Here is a 17,912-nt window from a genome sequence, read left to right as displayed (position 1 = left end):
CCGGCTAAGAATGCCTTTGGCGCTCCTTATATCGACATTCCTGCGGCGGGTAAAAAAGATTTTTTCAATCGACTTATCAATTATTCCAATAGCGGGTCAATCGTCCGATGTTTTGTCCTTGTATTCGCATAAATCCTCGATTCGGCAACTGCCGCAGCGTGGCTTGCGAGCCAGACACACGTAACGGCCATGAAGAATAAGCCAGTGATGAGAGTCGAGCAGGAATTCCTTGGGAACAAACTTCATCAGCTTCTTTTCCACTTCGACCACATTTTTGCCCGGTGCAATGCCGGTGCGGTTGCTGACCCGAAAGATATGGGTGTCGACAGCCATGGTCAGTTGCCGGAAAGCCGTGTTGAGCACAACGTTAGCGGTCTTGCGGCCCACGCCTGGCAGGGCTTCGAGTTCTTCACGGGTTTGCGGTACCTCGCTGCCATGGCGTTCGACCAGCAAGCGGCAGGTTTCGATGACGTTCTTGGCTTTGCTGTTGTAGAGACCGATCGTCTTGATGTATTCGGATAGACCTTCGATACCCAGCGCGTGGATCGCTGCCGGTGTATTGGCAACCGGAAACAGCTTCGCCGTGGCTTTGTTGACGCCGACGTCAGTCGACTGCGCCGAAAGAATCACGGCGATCAACAACTCGAACGGCGAGGAGTAGGCCAGTTCGGTCTTCGGTTCCGGATTGTCTTCGTGCAGGCGACGGAAAATTTCCAGACGTTTTGCAGCATTCATTGACGATGCGTTTCCTTGGATATCGAGTTAGGGCGAATCAACGCCTGACGCGCCGCCAGCAGCAGCGCCAACAAAATAAAAGCACCGGGGATCAAGGTGATCAGGTGCAACCCTTCGCTAAATACAACAAGACCTGGCCAGTTTTCGGATAGTCCCCGGCCGAGACTACCGTGACCGGTGAGTTCGCGCAGCCCGGCGAGCAGCAACATCAATCCGCCGAACGTGCCGCAGAGTTTGAAACGCTCGGCCGGCAATGAACGCCAGAAGCCATTGTGCTCCAGCACCACGCATTGCAAGGCGATCAGGCTGGTATAGAGGGCGAATGTTTGTTGCCAGGGCAGAAACCAGCGTTGCGCGAAAAGGTCTGCGCAACTGGTGAAGGTCGCGGCGAGCAGCAGGCTGGCCAGCAATGCGCTTGTTCCCGTGAGCCGAGACCTTAAAGCAGGCATGCACAGCCCATAGAGACCCACGACAGTGCCGAACATCAACAATGTCACCAGTGCGCCGGCCAATGAGTCACTGGTGCCAAGCAGCAGTGTCAGCATCAAAGCATTCGAGAGGGTTGCCGACCGGTTCATGTTCCGCTCCCCAACAATGCCGCACGATGTTCATCGAAGTAACGCAGGGCATCATGGATCGCGCTGATGGCTGCGCGGGAAGTGATGGTCGCACCGGCCATTTGATCAAATTGGCCCTGATCCTTTTTCAGCGCCCAGCCCGCATCGCTCGGCTCATTGCTCGATTTGCCGATGAATGTCTGTAGCCAGGTATTTGGCCAGTCGCCCAGATGCCCGCCCAGCGCTGGAGTTTCGGTCTGTTGGAGAGTCTTCACACCCGACAATTTGCCGTTGGCATCAATGGCGATCAACAGTTCGATGGCGCCGGCATAACCCTGAGTCTGACTGCGCAGCAATATCGCTACGGGCTGGCCATCTCGGGTCGCGCGATAACCGCCGGTCAAGATGCTGTGGTTCAAGGCTGTGTCTGCCAAGGCCAAAGGCTGTTCCAGCGGTTGATTGTCGTAGGCCTCGAACGGGAGCAGGTCGAGCAATTTGCGGCTTTCGATCAAGCGTTGTTCGGCGGCAATCTGCGGTGCGTTAATGCGCTGTAAGACGTAGGTCGCACCGATGCCGATGACCACCAGCATCAACACAATCAGCGCGCTGCCCGTGCGGTTCATGGCATCACCTCAACCTGACGGCCTGCGGTAAATCGCTCCAGCGCCGGCACGCAAAGGTTCATCAGCAGCACCGCAAACGCCACGCCATCCGGATACCCACCCCAGGTGCGAATCAAATAAGTCAGCAACCCGACGCCGACGCCGAACAACAGACGGGCAAACGCGCTTTTAGCGCCAGAGACCGGTTCAGTGATGATGAAAAACGCGCCGAGCATCGTCGCGCCACTGAGCAGGTGAAACAGCGGTGACCCATGCGAGTCCGACCCGGAACCCTTCCAGCACAGCAGGCTGATGACAAACAGACTGGCGAGCATGCCCACCGGTGCATGCCAAGCGAAGACGCGGCGTTGCAGTAAAAATAACCCGCCGACAAGAAATGCCAGATTGGCCCATTCCACACCGTGCCCGCCAAAACGACCGAAGGCCGGATTGCTGGCGAACAATTCGTCCATGGTCAGGCTTTTGTTGATACGCAGGCTGTCCAGCACCGTGGCCTGTGCCCAGGCGTCCGGCGGCTGGCCTGCGCCGAAGACCTGTTGAAACGTTGCCGACAGATCCAGGCCATGGGCCGGCCAATGGGTCATTGGTTGCGGGAACATCACCATGGCCAAGGCAAACCCGAGCATCGCCGGGTTGAACGGATTTCTACCGACGCCGCCGTATACATGTTTGCCGAACAACAGTCCCGAAGCGATCGCCGTCACCGTCAGCCACCACGGGCAATAAGGTGGCAGGGCGGCGGCCAGCAAAGTCGCGCTGACCAGCGCACTGCCATCGCTCAGCGTTGGTCGCAGTGGCTGTCGACGCAGGCGGAGGACGCTGGCTTCGACCATCAGCGCGGTAACGATCGCCAGTAGCAGATTGATCAACACGCCCCAGCCGTACAACCAGAACAGTGTCAGCAGCCCCGGCAAGGCGGCGAGCAGCACCAGTTTCATCGCCTGTTGCAGGCGATTGTCCGGTGTTTCAAGGGGCGACATGATCTTGCACCTGGCGCTCGGCGTCTTGCAGGCGGGCGCGGGCCTTGGCGAGGGTTTCAGTGGGCGTGTCGGCGCGCCGTTCGAGTTTATTGAGGTCCGCGCGGGCGTAGGCCAATTCGGTTTTCAACTGGCGAAGCTGGCTGTCGATCGGGCGTTTTTCGACGCGCACCAAGTCAGGTAACGGCTGATCGCTGGTGGCTTCGGCGGCGTGCAGGGCCTGTTCGGCATCGCGCAATGCCTGTTCCAGCGTTGCGATCTGCTCGGGCGCCGCTTCGGCGGTCTGGGCTTTTTTCAGTTCGGCGCGGCGCATGGCCAACTGGATCTTTGCCCGTTTCAGATCGGTGTCTTTGGCGGGGGCGGGCACGATGGGTGCTGGCGCCGGGCTGCTATCGAGCTTTGCCAACGCCTGTTCAGCCGCTTCGAACTGCTGCTGCAATACGATCAGTTGCGTCTGCTGCTCGAAGGTCGGTGGATGGCCGAAGGCTTTCAATGATTTATGCAATTGTGCACGGCTCATCGCCACATCGATCTTGGCTTTCTTCAGTGCCGCGTCTGCGGTCGCCGCTTTCTGCGCACGCACCCGTTCCAGCGCCGCCTGCACAGGATCGGTGGCGGTCACTTCAGGTTGCGCCGCCCGTTTCGCCCGGGCTTCACGTTCAGCCTGTTTCTGTTGTTCTTCGCGTTGCAAGCGCTCGTTTCGGCGCTCGAAACGTTGACGCGCGTGATCGCGTTTGGCCGCGCGTGCGCGTTGCTCTTCGAGACTGAATGCGAGGCCGCCGACGACCGGCAATGTGCTCGGCGGCAGTGGGTGCATTTCGATGCAGTCCACCGGACACGGTGCGACACACAAATCGCAACCGGTGCATTCGTCGATGATGACGGTGTGCATCAGTTTCGCCGCACCGACAATCGCGTCGATCGGGCAGGCCTGAATGCACTTGGTGCAGCCAATGCATTCGGCTTCACGGATGAACGCCACTTGCGGCGGTGCCGAACCGCGGCTGATATCCAGCTCCAGCACCGGCACTTTCAACAGTTCAGCCAGCGCGGCGATGGTTTCGTCACCGCCCGGCGGACACTTGTTGATCGGCTCGCCCTCGGCGATGCCTTGTGCATACGGTTTGCATCCGGGGTGGCCGCACTTGCCGCACTGGGTCTGCGGCAGGAGGGCGTCGATGCGTTGAATCAGACTCATGTTTTGATCAGTCCACTGAATCCGAGAAAAATCACTGCGATCAGTCCGGCGCTGATCAAATCGATCGGCAAGCCACGAAAGGGCAGGGGAATATCGTTGTCGGCCGTACGTTCACGCAAATCCTGGAACAGGCTCAGTACCAACCAGAAACCCAACCCGGCACCGAGGCTCAGCGCTATCGCCTGCGGTAGGCCTTGATCGTTTTGCGCGTTGGTCAGCGCCAGCCCCAGTACACCGGCATTGCCCAGCAGCAATGGCCATAGACCTTCGAAGGGTAGATTCGGCAACCAGCGTGCCAACTGCTTCAGCAGCGGCGCGATCAGCAAAACGCTCATCGGCAGAAATACGAACAACCGTAGCGCTTCCAGTTGAAGCGGCATCAGTAGCCAATGCCAGATGACGTAACTGAATACACCGACAACCAGCATCAGGCATAACGTCGCCAGCCCCAACGCATGCACCTGACGGCGACTGCCGGCCAGCAGCGGATCGACGCCCAGCGGCCAGTGCAACACGAAGTTGTTGAGCAGGGCGGCACTGATCAGCGTAAGCACGAGTTCGGTCATGGTTCTGCCGGGGCAACGGGCGAATGTCTCATAAGGTTAGGCATTATCCGGCAGCCCCGTTGGGTGGGCCAGATATGAAAAATCCCACCGGCATGCAGGGCACGCCGGTGGGATCGATTTATTGCAGGACCTTACTTGATGCGTTGACCCGGCTTGGCGCCGCTGTCCGGGCTCAGCAGGTAGATCTCTTCACCGCCAGGGCCGGCTGCCATCACCATGCCTTCGGAGATACCGAACTTCATTTTCCGTGGCTTGAGGTTGGCGATCATCATCGTCAGGCGACCATCGAGCTTGGACGGATCCGGGTAAGCGCTCTTGATGCCCGAGAACACGTTGCGTTGCTCGTCACCGATATCCAGTGTCAGGCGCAGCAGCTTGTCGGCACCCTCCACGTGTTCGGCCTTGACGATCAATGCGACGCGCAGGTCGATCGCGGCAAAGGCATCGAAGTCGATTTCCGGTGACAGCGGGTCCTTGGCCAGTTCGCCATTGCCCGCAGGGGCGGCGGCGCCGGTGTCGGTCTGGCTGGCGGTCAGGTCTTCTTTCGAGGCGTCGGACATGGCTTGTACTTTCACCGGGTCGATGCGGGTCATCAACGGCTTGAATTCGTTCAACTGGTGGTTGGCCAGCAGTGTGGTGTGGTCGTTCCAGGTCAGCGGGGCGACATTGAGGAACGCCTCGGCATCGGCGGCCAGCAGCGGTAGTACCGGTTTGAGGAAGATCACCAATTGGCGGAACAGGTTGATGGCGGTGGCGCAGATCGCCTGGACTTCATCCTGCTTGCCTTCCTGCTTGTTCAACGACCACGGCGCCTTGTCGGCGATCCAGGCGTTGGCGCGGTCGGCCAAGGCCATGGTTTCACGCATGGCGCGGGCGAAATCGCGGGCCTCGTAGGCGTCGGCAATGCTTGGCGCGGCAGCGAGGAACGCCTCGGTCAGTTCTGGCGCGGCATTGGTGCCGACCAGCAGGCCAGCGTTGCCTTTCTGAATGAAACCGGCGCAACGGCTGGCGATGTTGACCACTTTGCCGACCAGGTCGGAGTTGACCTTCTGCACGAAGTCTTCGAGGTTCAGATCGAGGTCATCGACGCCACGGCCCAGTTTGGCCGCGTAGTAGTAGCGCAGGTATTCAGGCGACAGGTGATCGAGATAGGTGCGGGCCTTGATGAAGGTGCCGCGCGATTTCGACATCTTCTGGCCGTTGACGGTCAGGTAGCCGTGCACATTGATGCCGGTCGGCTTGCGGTAGCCCGCGCCTTCGAGCATCGCTGGCCAGAACAGCGCGTGGAAGTTGACGATGTCCTTGCCGATGAAGTGGTACAGCTCGGCGGTGGAATCCTTGGCCCAAAACGCGTCGAAATCCAGATCCGGCGTGCGATCGCAAAGGTTCTTGAAGCTGGCCATGTATCCGATCGGCGCGTCCAGCCACACGTAGAAATACTTGCCCGGCTCGCCCGGAATCTCGAAACCGAAGTACGGCGCATCGCGGGAGATGTCCCACTGTTGCAGGCCGGCGTCCAGCCATTCGGCGATCTTGTTGGCGACGGCATCCTGAAGGGTGCCGCTGCGGGTCCAGGTTTGCAGCATTTGCTGGAAGTCTGGCAGCTTGAAGAAGAAGTGCTGGGAATCCTTGAGCACCGGGGTGGCGCCAGAGATGGCCGACTTCGGATCCTTCAGGTCAGTCGGTGCGTAGGTCGCGCCGCATTTTTCGCAGTTGTCGCCGTACTGGTCTTCAGTGCCACATTTCGGGCAGGTGCCCTTGATGAAGCGGTCGGCCAGGAACATTTTCTTTTCCGGGTCGAAATACTGGGTGATCGAACGTTGGGCGATGTGCCCGGCGTCACGCAGCTTGATGTAGATATGGCTCGACAGCTCACGGTTTTCTTCGGCGTGAGTGGAGTGGAAGTTGTCGAAATCGACCAGGAACTCGGCAAAGTCGGCGCTGTGTTCAGCCTGCACATTGGCGATCAGTTGTTCCGGGGTGATGCCTTCCTTTTCCGCGCGCAGCATGATCGCCGAACCGTGGGCGTCGTCGGCGCAGACGTAAATGCATTGATTGCCGCGATGCTTCTGGAAGCGCACCCACATATCGGTCTGGATATATTCCAGCATATGGCCAAGGTGAATCGAACCGTTGGCGTAGGGCAGGGCGCTGGTGACGAGGATCTTGCGTGGTTCGGACATGTGGGGCTTCGCTACTTGATGAAACGGAGGTCGGCCACTATAAAGCGCCGGGCAAGATATTTCACCCCTGCAAATCGTTGCCAGGCATGCCGTCCGGAGGATAGAAGGGGTAGGATACCCGCCATCTTTTCCCAGTCTTGTTATCGGAGTTGCCCATGAGTGCCGTCACTCGCGCAGCGGTGGAAGCCGTCCTCAGCCAATACACCGACCCTTACCTGAACCAGGATCCGGTCAGCGCCGGTTGCGTGAAGAACATCGAGATCGTCGGTGATCGCGTCAACGTGCAGCTGGAAATCGGTTACGCCGCCGGTCTGTTCAAGAGCGGCTGGGCGCAACTGCTGCAACTGGCCATCGAAAACCTCGATGGCGTGACCGCGGCGAAAGTCGAGATCAACACCGTGATCGCCGCACACAAGGCGCAGGCGCAGATTCCGGGGCTGGCCAACGTCAAGAACGTGGTCGCCGTGGCTTCGGGCAAGGGCGGTGTGGGCAAGTCGACCACCGCCGCCAACCTCGCGCTGGCCCTGGCCCGCGAAGGCGCCAAGGTCGGTATTCTCGACGCCGATATCTACGGCCCGAGCCAAGGCATCATGTTCGGCATCCCCGAGCGCACCCGCCCGGAGGTCAAGGATCAGAAGTGGTTCGTGCCGCTCAAGGCGCACGGCGTAGAAGTCATGTCGATGGCGTTCCTGACCGACGACAACACGCCGATGGTCTGGCGCGGGCCGATGGTCTCGGGCGCCTTGCTGCAACTGGTCACGCAAACCGCGTGGGGCGATCTCGATTATCTGGTGATCGACATGCCGCCAGGCACTGGCGATATCCAGCTGACCCTGGCGCAGAAAGTCCCGGTGGCCGGCGCGGTGATCGTCACTACTCCGCAGGATCTCGCATTGCTCGACGCGCGCAAAGGCGTGGAAATGTTCCGCAAGGTCAACATTCCGGTGTTGGGCGTGGTGGAAAACATGGCCGTGCACATCTGCTCGAACTGCGGGCATGCCGAGCATCTGTTCGGTGAGGGCGGTGGTGAGAAACTCGCGACCCAATACGGCGTAGAGCTGCTGGCTTCGCTGCCGCTGTCGATGCTGATCCGCGAGCAGGCCGATGGCGGCAAGCCAACGGTGATCGCCGAGCCTGACAGCCAGATTGCCATGGTCTATCAGGAACTGGCCCGCCACGTCGGCGCGCGGATCGTGTTGCAGGAAGCGGCGACGCCAGCGATGCCGAACATCACCATCAGCGACGATTAAATCTATCTGTAAACGCCGGGCAAAACTGTGGGAGCGAGCCTGCTCGCGAAAGCGGAGTGTCATTCAACTCATTAGTTGGCTGATCCACTGCATTCGCGAGCAGGTCGAATCGTCGCACCGTCGCTCCCACATTTGGTTTTGCGGTGTGGCTTAGATCCGCAAGCCGCCATCCATCTCCAGAATCCGCCCGGTGTAATAGTTGTTCTCGAAGATGTAAGCCGCCGAATGGGCGATCTCTTCCGGCTTGCCCATGCGCTTGAGCGGAATACCCGAGGTCATCTTCTCCAGCGCTTCCGGTTTCATGCCCAGGGTCATCTCGGTCTCGATGAAGCCCGGCGCAATCCCCGCGACACGAATGCCGTAACGCGCCAGCTCTTTGGCCCAGGTCACTGTCGCTGCAGCAACACCGGCCTTGGCTGCCGAATAGTTGGTCTGGCCAACGTTGCCGGCACGCGAGATCGACGAAATGTTGATGATCGCGCCGCTGGTCTTCAGCTCGACCATTTTCGCCGCCACTTCACGGGTGCAGAGGAACACGCCGGTCAGGTTGACGTCGATGACGGCCTGCCATTGGGCCAGACTCATCTTGGTCATTTCGCCGTCCTTGACCTTCAACAGCAGGCCATCACGGAGGATCCCGGCGTTGTTGATCAAACCGTGGATCGCGCCGAAATCGGCGGCGACCTGGGCGACCATGTGCTCGACCTGCTCTTCATTGGCGACGTTGCACAGATAGCTGCGCGCCTCGACGCCTTTGGCCTTGCAGGCCGCGACCGTGTCGTCGAGCTTTTCCTGATTGAGGTCGACCAGCGCGAGCTTCGCGCCTTTGCTGGCGAAATACTCGGCCATCGAGCGGCCCAAACCCTGGCAACCGCCAGTGATAATGATTACTTTGTCGTTGAGTTGCATTCGCATGCCCCGATAGCAGGTCTGAGTAGTTTTTGTTTTCAGCGACTCCCGATCTGCACCGGCCGTGGCTGGGTTGCACATGAGAATTGCCCGCTGGCGTGACTGGGACTTGATCCCGGGCGCCCGTCCGTTTTTTCGACGGATTCTATTTAAGGAGTCATAAATTGAGCGTTGAAGTGGCCAAGAATGCCCGAGAATTGCTTCTCAAGGAATACCGTGGAGTGCTGTCGACCCACTCCAAATCGATGCCCGGTTTTCCCTTTGGCTCTGTGGTGCCGTACTGCCTGGACGAGCAGGGCCGGCCGCTGATCCTGATCAGCCGCATCGCCCAGCATACCCACAACCTGCAAAAAGACCCGAAATGCTCGCTGCTCGTCGGTGAGCGCGAGGCCGATGATGTGCAAGCCGTTGGTCGCCTGACCTATCTGGCCGAAGCGCAAAAGCTTGAAGACGCTGCTGCGATAGAAGCTGCCGCCGAGCGTTACTACCGTTATTTCCCGGATTCGCAGAATTACCACAAGGCCCACGATTTCGATTTCTGGGTGCTGACCCCGGTGCGTCACCGCTACATCGGCGGTTTCGGCGCGATCCACTGGGTTGATCAACTGACCCTGGCCAACCCGTTCGCCGGCAAGGCTGAAATCAGCATGGTCGAGCACATGAACAGCGACCACGCCAAAGCCATCGCGCACTACGTCGACCTCGCCGGTCTGCCGAAAACCGCGCCGGCGCAACTGGCCGGGATCGACACCGAAGGCATGCACCTGCGCATCGGTCAGGCGCTGTACTGGTTGCCGTTTCAAGCCCCTTGTCATACGCCGACACAAGTGCGCGAAGCCTTGGTTTCATTGGCTCACGCGCAGGTCTGGCCAAAAAATGCAGTGGTCGACGCTTGAATTCACGAAAGGGCGACGTCATCTAAGGCTTACTGCAAGGCATTTCTTGCGTTGAGGAAACTTTGATGCGCCCTTTTCTGTTGCTCTTTCTGCTGTTTCCGGTGCTGGAGCTGTTCGTATTCGTCAAAGTGGCAGGGGCTATCGGGTTTTTCCCGGCCCTGCTGCTGATCATTCTCGGCTCGATGTTCGGTGTGTTTGTGCTGCGCGTCGCCGGTCTGGCCACTGCATTGCGTGCCCGTGAAAGCCTGAACCGCGGCGAACTGCCCGCACAAACCATGCTGGAAGGTTTGATGCTGGCATTGGCCGGTGGCCTGTTGATCCTGCCGGGCTTCATCAGCGACGTGGTCGGTCTGGTCATGCTGCTGCCGTTCACGCGTCGGCTGCTGGCGAACAAGATGCGCCAACGCGCCGAAGAACAGGCCATGCGCCAGCGTGCGTTTGCCGATGATCTGCAACCCCGTGGCGGTCCTGCACCGCGCCAGCCCTTGGGCCGTGAGGGTGATGTGATCGAAGGCGAGTTCGAACATCGCGACTCCAAGTAACATCTGCATCGACACGGCACCTTCGGGTGCCGTGTTCGTTTATGGGCTGCTTTTGTGCAACATATCGGTGAAAAATTTTTCGCCTCGCCCTTGTAATAAGCTTATGCGCCCTTATGTATCGGTCACCGAAAGGTTTCTGGCATTTGAGCCAGTCAGACTTCCGCGGCTCGCTTGACGAACCGCAACCGGCGCAGGCCGGATTTGTTAAACCCGCCGGGACTACACCGGCCGATGAAAACCACAATTAGGAGAGATCGACAATGAAGCTTCGTCCTCTGCATGACCGCGTCGTAATCCGTCGCAGCGAAGAAGAAAAGAAAACCGCTGGCGGTATCGTCCTGCCAGGTTCGGCTGCTGAAAAAGCCAACCACGGTGTGATTCTCGCTGTAGGCCCGGGCAAAGCTCTGGAAAACGGCGAAGTGCGCGCACTGTCCGTTAAAGAAGGCGACAAGGTTGTGTTCGGTCCTTACTCCGGCAGCAACACTGTGAAAGTCGACGGCGAAGACCTGCTGGTAATGAGCGAGAACGAAATCCTCGCTGTTATCGAAGGCTGATACCCCCGTTCATTTTCCCGCTACTACAAAGTATTTAAGGAATATCGATCATGGCTGCTAAAGAAGTTCTGTTTGGCGATTCCGCCCGTAAAAAAATGCTCAAGGGCGTCAACGTCCTGGCTGACGCAGTAAAAGCGACCCTGGGCCCGAAAGGCCGTAACGTGATCATCGAGAAGAGCTTCGGCGCTCCGACCATCACCAAGGACGGCGTTTCCGTCGCCAAAGAAATCGAACTCGAAGACCGTTTCGAAAACATGGGCGCGCAGCTGGTCAAAGACGTTGCCTCCCGTGCCAACGATGACGCTGGTGACGGTACTACCACCGCTACCGTTCTGGCTCAGTCGATCGTCAACGAAGGCCTGAAAGCCGTCGCTGCCGGCATGAACCCGATGGACCTGAAGCGTGGTATCGACAAAGCGACCATCGCGATCGTCAAAGAGCTGAAGAACCTGTCCAAGCCATGCGCTGACACCAAGGCCATCGCTCAGGTAGGCACCATCTCTGCCAACTCCGACAGCTCCATCGGCGACATCATTGCCGAAGCCATGGAAAAAGTCGGCAAAGAAGGCGTGATCACCGTTGAAGAAGGCACTGGCCTGGAAAACGAACTGTCGGTTGTAGAAGGCATGCAGTTCGACCGTGGCTACCTGTCCCCGTACTTTGTCAACAAGCCAGAGACCATGGTTGCCGAGCTGGACAGCCCGCTGATCCTGCTGGTCGACAAAAAGATCTCGAACATCCGCGAAATGCTGCCAGTGCTGGAAGCCGTTGCCAAAGCCGGCCGTCCACTGCTGATCGTTTCCGAAGACGTTGAAGGCGAAGCCCTGGCGACTCTGGTTGTGAACAACATGCGTGGCATCGTTAAAGTCGCAGCCGTCAAGGCGCCAGGCTTCGGCGACCGTCGCAAGGCCATGCTGCAGGACATCGCCGTTCTGACCGGCGGCACCGTTATCTCCGAAGAGATCGGCCTGAGCCTGGAAGCCGCTACCCTGGAAAACCTCGGTAGCGCCAAGCGTGTGACCATCTCCAAGGAAAACACCATCATTGTTGACGGTGCTGGCGTAGAAGCTGATATCCAGGCGCGTATCACTCAGATCCGTGCCCAGGCAGCTGAAACTTCCTCGGACTACGACCGTGAAAAACTGCAAGAGCGTCTGGCCAAGCTGTCCGGCGGCGTTGCAGTGATCAAGGTTGGCGCTGGTTCCGAAGTTGAAATGAAAGAGAAGAAAGCCCGCGTTGAAGACGCCCTGCACGCAACCCGCGCAGCCGTTGAAGAAGGTGTGGTACCTGGCGGTGGCGTTGCGCTGATCCGCGCTCTGCAAACGCTGGTTGACCTGAAAGGCGACAACGCTGATCAGGACGTCGGTATCGCTGTTCTGCGCCGCGCTGTTGAAGCTCCGCTGCGTCAGATCGCTGCCAACAGCGGCGACGAGCCAAGTGTTGTGGTCAACGAAGTCAAGAACGGCAAAGGTAACTTCGGTTACAACGCTGCGACTGGCGAGTACGGCGACATGATCGAAATGGGCATCCTGGACCCAACCAAGGTGACTCGTTCCGCTCTGCAAGCTGCATCGTCGATCGGCGGTCTGATCCTGACCACCGAAGCAGCAGTAGCTGACGCGCCGAAGAAAGACGGCGCTGCTGGCGGCGGCATGCCAGACATGGGCGGCATGGGTGGCATGGGCGGCATGATGTAAGCCAGCCTTACCCCTGTAACGCAAAACCCCGCTGACGAAAGTCAGCGGGGTTTTTTATTGCCTTTGATTTAGTGTTGGCGCAAGTCCGAGTAATCGTTCATCGCTGGCAAGCCAGCTCCCACAGTGATTCGGGCGTTCACAAAATGTGTGCTCGGCACCAACCCTGTGGGAGCTGGCTTGCCAGCGATGGCGTCAGATCAGGCGCTGACCGGTTGTGCCTTGACCACGGCCTCGGTTTTTACCGCCGGGCGATATAGCACCCAGTAATAAGACCCCAAGCAAATCAGCCAGCAGAAAATCGCCGTCCATACGTTGTGCGAGAAGAAGTGCGCGCCCTGCATCATCCGGCTGATCGAAAACACCGAGCCCAAGGCAAAGGCGAAGATAAACGCCTGACGCGCCAGACGCGGGCGGCGATCACGCAGGACAAAGAACAGTGCAAACAGAGTGAACCCCGTCGCCGCATGACCACCCGGCCAGCAACGGCCTGGTTTGTCGGTCTGTGGGCGATGTTCCATCAGTTTGCTGTAGGTTTCATGGCCGCCAAATTGCTCCAGGCTCCACGGGCACTGCACGGCGGTCACGGCTTTGACCGGAGTGACGAACGATGTTGCCAGGCCCAGCGAAAGCACCAGGCAACCCAGTTCTCGCTTGAACGGTTTGAGTCTGGCGAGGAAAAACGAGCCGAGAAAACCCAATACCGCAAACACCGAGAACGCGATCACCACCTGTTTGGCGCGATCGTGAAGGATGTCTTCCAGGAAAAAACTGTGGCGGCCAATGAAGTCGCCCGCAACCGGGTCATAGAACAACCGCGCCAGCACCATGTCCAGATCGGTCATTTCCAGCAGGATCAGAGAGATCGCTGCAACGACGGGGATTCCCAGATACAGCCAAAGATTCATCGGGCGAGGAGTGGGGCGTACAACATTTGATGACATGTTGGTTCCTGAATAAAAGAAAACGCCCCGGGGCATCAGCCCGGGGCGCTTCGATTAACGTTCGCTGACTTGCGGAGCACCCTCCTTGGGTGTTTTCCAGGCAAGCAGCTGTTGCTTGAAGCCATAACTGGCGGTTTGGTAATAAGTGATCGCGCGGCTGATCAGTGGGTCATCACTGGTCACTCGGGATTCACGACTTTCGGTCAGCGCATCGTCATGTCGACGCAAGCCCTGGCGGGGGCTGAGAATCGCCAGATCCTTGCCGTCGAACAGGCCTAGATGCTGGTAGTTGCCGACCACGACACGCGGTGGCAGCGGGTTGTCCTGCAACAGATTGCGACCGAAGAACGTCGATTGGTAATCCATGTTCAACAAGCCCAGCAGCGTCGGCGCAAGGTCGATCTGGCTGGCCAGTTGGCCACTTTCACGCGGCTCGACCAGTTTCGGCGCATAGATAAACAGCGGAATCTGGTAATTGGTAATCGGCAAATCTTCTTTGCCGGCGCTGCCTGCCGTGTGGTCGGCGACGAAGATGAAGATCGTGTTGTCGAACCACGGTTTCTGCCGTGCCTGCTCAAGGAACTGGCCAATCGCGTAGTCGGTGTATTTCACCGCGCCATCACGACCGTTACCGGATTTGATGTCGATCCGGTCGTCCGGGTAGGTGTAGGGGCGATGGTTGGAGGTGGTCATCAACTGCAGCAAGAACGGCTGTTGTTTGGCGTAATCCGCATCGGCCAGCTTCAACGTCTGCTTGTAAAGATCCTCATCGGCCATGCCCCAGGCGTTCTTGAAGTGAATCTCGGCTTCGTCAACGCTGCTCTGATCGACCACGCGGTAACCATTGCCACTGAAAAACGCGTTCATGTTGTCAAAGTAACCGCGTCCGCCGTAGACAAACACGCTGTCGTAACCCACCGCACTGAGTTGCTGGCCAAGGCTGGCGAAACCGCTTTCGCGGCCGATGCGCTTGACGATCGAACGCCCCGGAGTCGGTGGAATGGCCAGGGTGATGGCTTCCAGGCCTCGGTCGGTACGCGTTCCGGTGGCGTAGAAGTTGCTGAAGTACAGGCTCTGTTTGCGCAAGGCATCCAGATTCGGTGTCAGGTTACGCTCGTCGCCATTGCTGCCCAGGTATTTGGCGCTGAGGCTTTCGATGGTGACCAGCACGATGTTTGGTGTGCGCGGGGTGCCGGGGTTGTCGATCATCCGGCGGATGTCTTGCGGGTCCTTGCCAATGAACTGTGCATTGGGTTCATTCAGTTCAGCACGAATCTGTTGGGCGACTTTTTCCGGCGCCAGGCTGCCGTAAAACTGCGTGTAGTCCAGTTCGTTGTTCCGGAACGCGGCGAAGAACTGATACGGGCCATTGCTGGCCAGTTCGTTCTGGTAGGCATTGCCACCCTGAGCACGTGGCGCATCCTGGCTGAGCAGTTGCAGGCTCAGACCGGCGACCACCAGCAACGCCAGCGCATTGAGCAAACGCCCACGCGACGGCGGCAGCGGAGCGTCCAGCGCCGCATTGAACGGCTTGCGCAGGGCGAAGCTGAGAGCAACGGCCAGTAGCGCGAGAATGCTCAGCAGCGTACCGATCGGATACGACTCCAGCACGTTGTTCAGTACTTCGTCGGAATACACCAGATAGTCGACGGCGATGAAATTGAAGCGCACACCGAACTCGTCCCAGAACAGCCACTCGGCCACCGAAACGAACAGCATGGCGAACAGGCTGACGGTCAGCAGCCCTTGCAGGAACCAGCGATGACCACGACGGCGCCACAGCGCCGGCGGGCACAGCAACAGGTACAGGCCCATTGGCAATGCGGCGTAGGCGAGGAAACCCAGGTCATACAACAGACCGATGCCGAAGACGGAAAGCGCAATGCCGCCGGCCTCATCAAGGTGAGTCAGCAGCAGGACGGTTCGGGTCAGGAAGAACAGCACCAGCCAGACGCCAGTGACCAACAGCAGAAGGCGCATGGGCGCCGTCTTGAAAAAGTCCATTGTCTACATTCCTTATATCTAATGGCGCGAGAGTCTCGCGTTGTCACTGTAGTCAGGTTGTGAACCAATAGTGAAAAACTCGTTAAGCTTTGAATTTGCTTGAGAGAGTTGATTTACGAGGCTTTCAGCCCTAGCTCTGAGCTGGCGATGGCCTTAAGCTGCGCGAGCCATGACGGCCGTTACTGTGTACGGAGGAGTGCCCATGCGAATTCTATTGGTTGAAGACAACCGCGATATCCTCGCCAATCTGGCCGATTACCTGGGGCTCAAAGGCTATACCGTCGATTGCGCCCAGGATGGTCTGTCAGGCCTGCATCTGGCCGCCACCGAGCATTACGACCTGATCGTGCTCGACATCATGCTGCCCGGCATCGATGGCTACACCCTGTGCAAACGCCTGCGTGAAGACGCCCGTCGTGACACGCCGGTGATCATGCTCACTGCCCGCGATCAACTCGACGACCGCTTGCAGGGCTTCAAGTCCGGGGCTGACGATTACCTGGTCAAACCGTTCGCCCTGTCGGAACTGGCCGCGCGTGTCGAAGCGGTGATGCGCCGCACCCAGGGTGGCGGACGCCGGTCGTTGCAGGTCGGTGATCTGAGCTACGACCTCGACACGCTGGAGGTTACCCGCGAAGGCAAACTGCTGAAACTCAACCCGGTCGGCCTCAAGTTGCTGGCGGTGTTGATGCAGAAAAGCCCGCACGTGCTGCGCCGGGAAATTCTCGAAGAAGCGCTGTGGGGCGATGATTGCCCGGACAGCGACAGCCTTCGCAGCCACGTCCACCAGTTGCGTCAGGTGATCGACAAACCGTTCGCCAAACCACTGCTGCACACCGTGCATGGCGTCGGTTATCGCTTGGCCGAGGGCCGCGATGGAGTTTAAGCAAAGCCTTTCCCAACGGATCATCATCGCCTTTGCGCTGATGAGCGCACTGGTGGCCGGCGCGTTTGCCATGGGCATTGTTGCGACCGTGCACCTGGTGGAAGAAAAACTGATTTCGGCGGGGCTGGGCGGCGACCTGCAGCGTCTGCTGCTGATGGACAATGTTTCGGACTGGAGCCATCGCCCGGAACCGGACCAGTTGTTCTATTTCAGCGGCGGGCCGGGTGATTTCGAGTTGCCCAAGGACTTGCGTCACCTCGATGCGGGTTTCCATGAAGTGTTCCGCGAGCAGCTTTCGTATCACGCAATGGTCGAGATCGTCGACGGTCGGCGTTATGTGCTGCTGCAGGATCAAAGCGATTTCGAAGAGCGTGAGCGCGTGCTGTTTGCCGTGGTGCTGGTGGGCTTCGTGCTCAGTCTGGCGCTGGCGGTGTTCCTTGGCTGGGTGCTCGCGCGCAAGGTGATGGCGCCGGTGGTGCGCTTGGCCCGACAAGTGCGCCATCGCGACCAGTTACTCGGGCTGGCACCGCCGCTGGCGCCGGATTATGCGGCAGACGAAGTCGGCGAACTGGCGGTGGCGTTCGATGCCACGCTGGGACGTCTGCGTCAGGCGCTGACCCGTGAAAGATTGTTCACCAGCGATGTCAGTCACGAGTTGCGCACGCCGTTGATGGTATTGGCCAGCTCCTGCGAGCTGCTGATGGAAAACCCGGCCATCGATCAGCGTGGGCGTAATCAGGTCGAGCGCATTGCCCGGGCCAGTGAGGAAATGCGCGAACTGGTGCAGACCTTCCTGATGCTCGCCCGCTCCCAGCGCGAAGACGCCGGTTCGGCGCCGCAACAGAATCTCGCTCAAGTCGCGGACAGTCTGCTGTGCATGTGGCGTGAGCCGATCGAAAGCAAAGGGCTGACCTTGCAGTTCGAACCGGGGAATCCGCCGACCTCTTGCTACAACGCAACGTTGTTGACCGCGGTGATGGGCAACCTGTTGCGCAACGCTTGTCACTACACGGAGAAGGGTTTCATTCGCCTGACACTCACTGCCAACGGCTTTGTGGTGGAAGACTCCGGTGTCGGCATTCCGGAGGAAAAACGCGAAGCCATGTTCGAGCCCTTCGTGCGTGGCAGCGAAAAGCGCGGCGAAGGCCTGGGGTTGGGATTGTCGTTGGTTCAGCGGATCTGCGAGAACCAGGGCTGGACCGTCAGCTTGAGCACGATGGAGCCCAATGGCTGCCGCTTCGAGGTAGATCTGGGCAAAATCTGACGCACGGAGTGGCTCAATGCTACTCCCTCCTTCCTGTCTAAATCCTGTATAACGCTGTAATAATTTGTCTGTTTACCGGACATTTTTTTCACAAATGGATGACCTGACGCTGACACGCCGCTCCTTAAGG

At 58.9% G+C, this 17,912-nt stretch carries 17 protein-coding genes; 7 read left to right on the top strand and 10 right to left on the bottom strand.

All coding sequences use genetic code 11. The features are described 5' to 3' along the window. Nucleotides 1-96: 96 nt before the first annotated feature. From nth to metG, 7 genes are all read right to left on the bottom strand, one after another. Nucleotides 97-735, bottom strand: a complete 639-nt coding sequence (nth, locus tag RMV17_RS23440; protein ID WP_034153506.1) for an endonuclease III — start codon at nt 733-735, stop codon at nt 97-99. After that, a complete protein-coding gene (locus RMV17_RS23435; RefSeq protein WP_311882893.1) occupies nt 732-1,313 on the bottom strand; it encodes an Rnf-Nqr domain containing protein in 582 nt (193 codons plus the stop codon). The genes nth and RMV17_RS23435 overlap by 4 nt, the downstream gene beginning before the upstream one ends. Continuing rightward, nucleotides 1,310-1,915: an RnfABCDGE type electron transport complex subunit G gene (locus RMV17_RS23430; protein WP_311882891.1), complete on the bottom strand. Its 606-nt coding sequence runs from the start codon at nt 1,913-1,915 to the stop codon at nt 1,310-1,312. The genes RMV17_RS23435 and RMV17_RS23430 overlap by 4 nt, the downstream gene beginning before the upstream one ends. After that, nucleotides 1,912-2,895, bottom strand: a complete 984-nt coding sequence (locus tag RMV17_RS23425) for an RnfABCDGE type electron transport complex subunit D (RefSeq protein WP_311882889.1) — start codon at nt 2,893-2,895, stop codon at nt 1,912-1,914. Before RMV17_RS23425 ends, RMV17_RS23430 begins: the two co-directional genes overlap by 4 nt. Next, the gene (gene rsxB, locus RMV17_RS23420) at nt 2,882-4,090 is read right to left on the bottom strand and encodes an electron transport complex subunit RsxB (RefSeq protein WP_311882888.1); all 1,209 of its coding nucleotides are present in this window, start codon (nt 4,088-4,090) and stop codon (nt 2,882-2,884) included. The genes RMV17_RS23425 and rsxB overlap by 14 nt, the downstream gene beginning before the upstream one ends. Beyond that, nucleotides 4,087-4,656 carry an Rnf-Nqr domain containing protein gene (locus RMV17_RS23415; RefSeq protein ID WP_311882886.1) on the bottom strand — a complete coding sequence of 190 codons (570 nt, stop codon included), beginning with the start codon at nt 4,654-4,656 and terminating at the stop codon, nt 4,087-4,089. Before RMV17_RS23415 ends, rsxB begins: the two co-directional genes overlap by 4 nt. 131 nt (nt 4,657-4,787) lie before the next feature. Continuing rightward, nucleotides 4,788-6,839: a methionine--tRNA ligase gene (gene metG, locus RMV17_RS23410; RefSeq protein ID WP_311882884.1), complete on the bottom strand. Its 2,052-nt coding sequence runs from the start codon at nt 6,837-6,839 to the stop codon at nt 4,788-4,790. 155 nt (nt 6,840-6,994) lie between these two features. Here metG and apbC point away from each other — a divergent pair, with 155 nt between their 5' ends. Beyond that, nucleotides 6,995-8,089: an iron-sulfur cluster carrier protein ApbC gene (apbC, locus tag RMV17_RS23405; protein ID WP_180699449.1), complete on the top strand. Its 1,095-nt coding sequence runs from the start codon at nt 6,995-6,997 to the stop codon at nt 8,087-8,089. A 150-nt stretch (nt 8,090-8,239) separates the two neighbouring features. Here the strand turns inward: apbC and RMV17_RS23400 are convergent, their stop codons facing one another. Then, complete coding sequence (locus RMV17_RS23400) at nt 8,240-8,998, bottom strand: SDR family oxidoreductase (RefSeq protein ID WP_311882881.1); 759 nt, start codon at nt 8,996-8,998, stop codon at nt 8,240-8,242. Nucleotides 8,999-9,162: 164 nt separating this feature from the next. On the opposite strand from RMV17_RS23400, the gene RMV17_RS23395 reads away from it, so the two are divergent. The 4 genes from RMV17_RS23395 (at nt 9,163) to groL (ending at nt 12,687) form a co-directional block, all read left to right on the top strand. Continuing rightward, the gene (locus tag RMV17_RS23395) at nt 9,163-9,894 is read left to right on the top strand and encodes a HugZ family protein (protein WP_311882879.1); all 732 of its coding nucleotides are present in this window, start codon (nt 9,163-9,165) and stop codon (nt 9,892-9,894) included. A gap of 65 nt (nt 9,895-9,959) precedes the next feature. After that, on the top strand, nt 9,960-10,436 hold the full coding sequence (locus RMV17_RS23390) for an FxsA family protein (RefSeq protein WP_034153496.1): 477 nt from the start codon (nt 9,960-9,962) through the stop codon (nt 10,434-10,436). Between the two features lie 260 nt (nt 10,437-10,696). Then, entirely contained in the window at nt 10,697-10,990 is a 294-nt protein-coding gene (locus RMV17_RS23385) for a co-chaperone GroES (RefSeq protein ID WP_007916610.1), read from the top strand. Between the two features lie 50 nt (nt 10,991-11,040). After that, the gene (gene groL / locus RMV17_RS23380) at nt 11,041-12,687 is read left to right on the top strand and encodes a chaperonin GroEL (protein ID WP_007916609.1); all 1,647 of its coding nucleotides are present in this window, start codon (nt 11,041-11,043) and stop codon (nt 12,685-12,687) included. A gap of 197 nt (nt 12,688-12,884) precedes the next feature. Here the strand turns inward: groL and RMV17_RS23375 are convergent, their stop codons facing one another. Both RMV17_RS23375 and RMV17_RS23370 read right to left on the bottom strand, forming a co-directional pair. Continuing rightward, nucleotides 12,885-13,628 (bottom strand): phosphatase PAP2 family protein, encoded by a 744-nt coding sequence (locus tag RMV17_RS23375; protein ID WP_311882875.1) that lies wholly within the window; start codon nt 13,626-13,628, stop codon nt 12,885-12,887. Between the two features lie 54 nt (nt 13,629-13,682). After that, nucleotides 13,683-15,632 carry an LTA synthase family protein gene (locus RMV17_RS23370; RefSeq protein WP_311882873.1) on the bottom strand — a complete coding sequence of 650 codons (1,950 nt, stop codon included), beginning with the start codon at nt 15,630-15,632 and terminating at the stop codon, nt 13,683-13,685. Between the two features lie 202 nt (nt 15,633-15,834). On the opposite strand from RMV17_RS23370, the gene colR reads away from it, so the two are divergent. Further along, the gene (colR, locus tag RMV17_RS23365) at nt 15,835-16,518 is read left to right on the top strand and encodes a two-component system response regulator ColR (protein ID WP_065258608.1); all 684 of its coding nucleotides are present in this window, start codon (nt 15,835-15,837) and stop codon (nt 16,516-16,518) included. Next, nucleotides 16,508-17,782, top strand: a complete 1,275-nt coding sequence (locus tag RMV17_RS23360) for a HAMP domain-containing sensor histidine kinase (protein WP_311882870.1) — start codon at nt 16,508-16,510, stop codon at nt 17,780-17,782. The genes colR and RMV17_RS23360 overlap by 11 nt, the downstream gene beginning before the upstream one ends. Nucleotides 17,783-17,912: the final 130 nt, after the last annotated feature.

The sequence above is a fragment of the Pseudomonas sp. VD-NE ins genome (genome assembly GCF_031882575.1).
Taxonomy (GTDB): Bacteria; Pseudomonadota; Gammaproteobacteria; order Pseudomonadales; family Pseudomonadaceae; genus Aquipseudomonas; species Aquipseudomonas fluorescens_BZ.
Note: the sequence above shows the minus strand (reverse complement) of the source record. Positions and strands in the feature narration are given on the sequence as shown.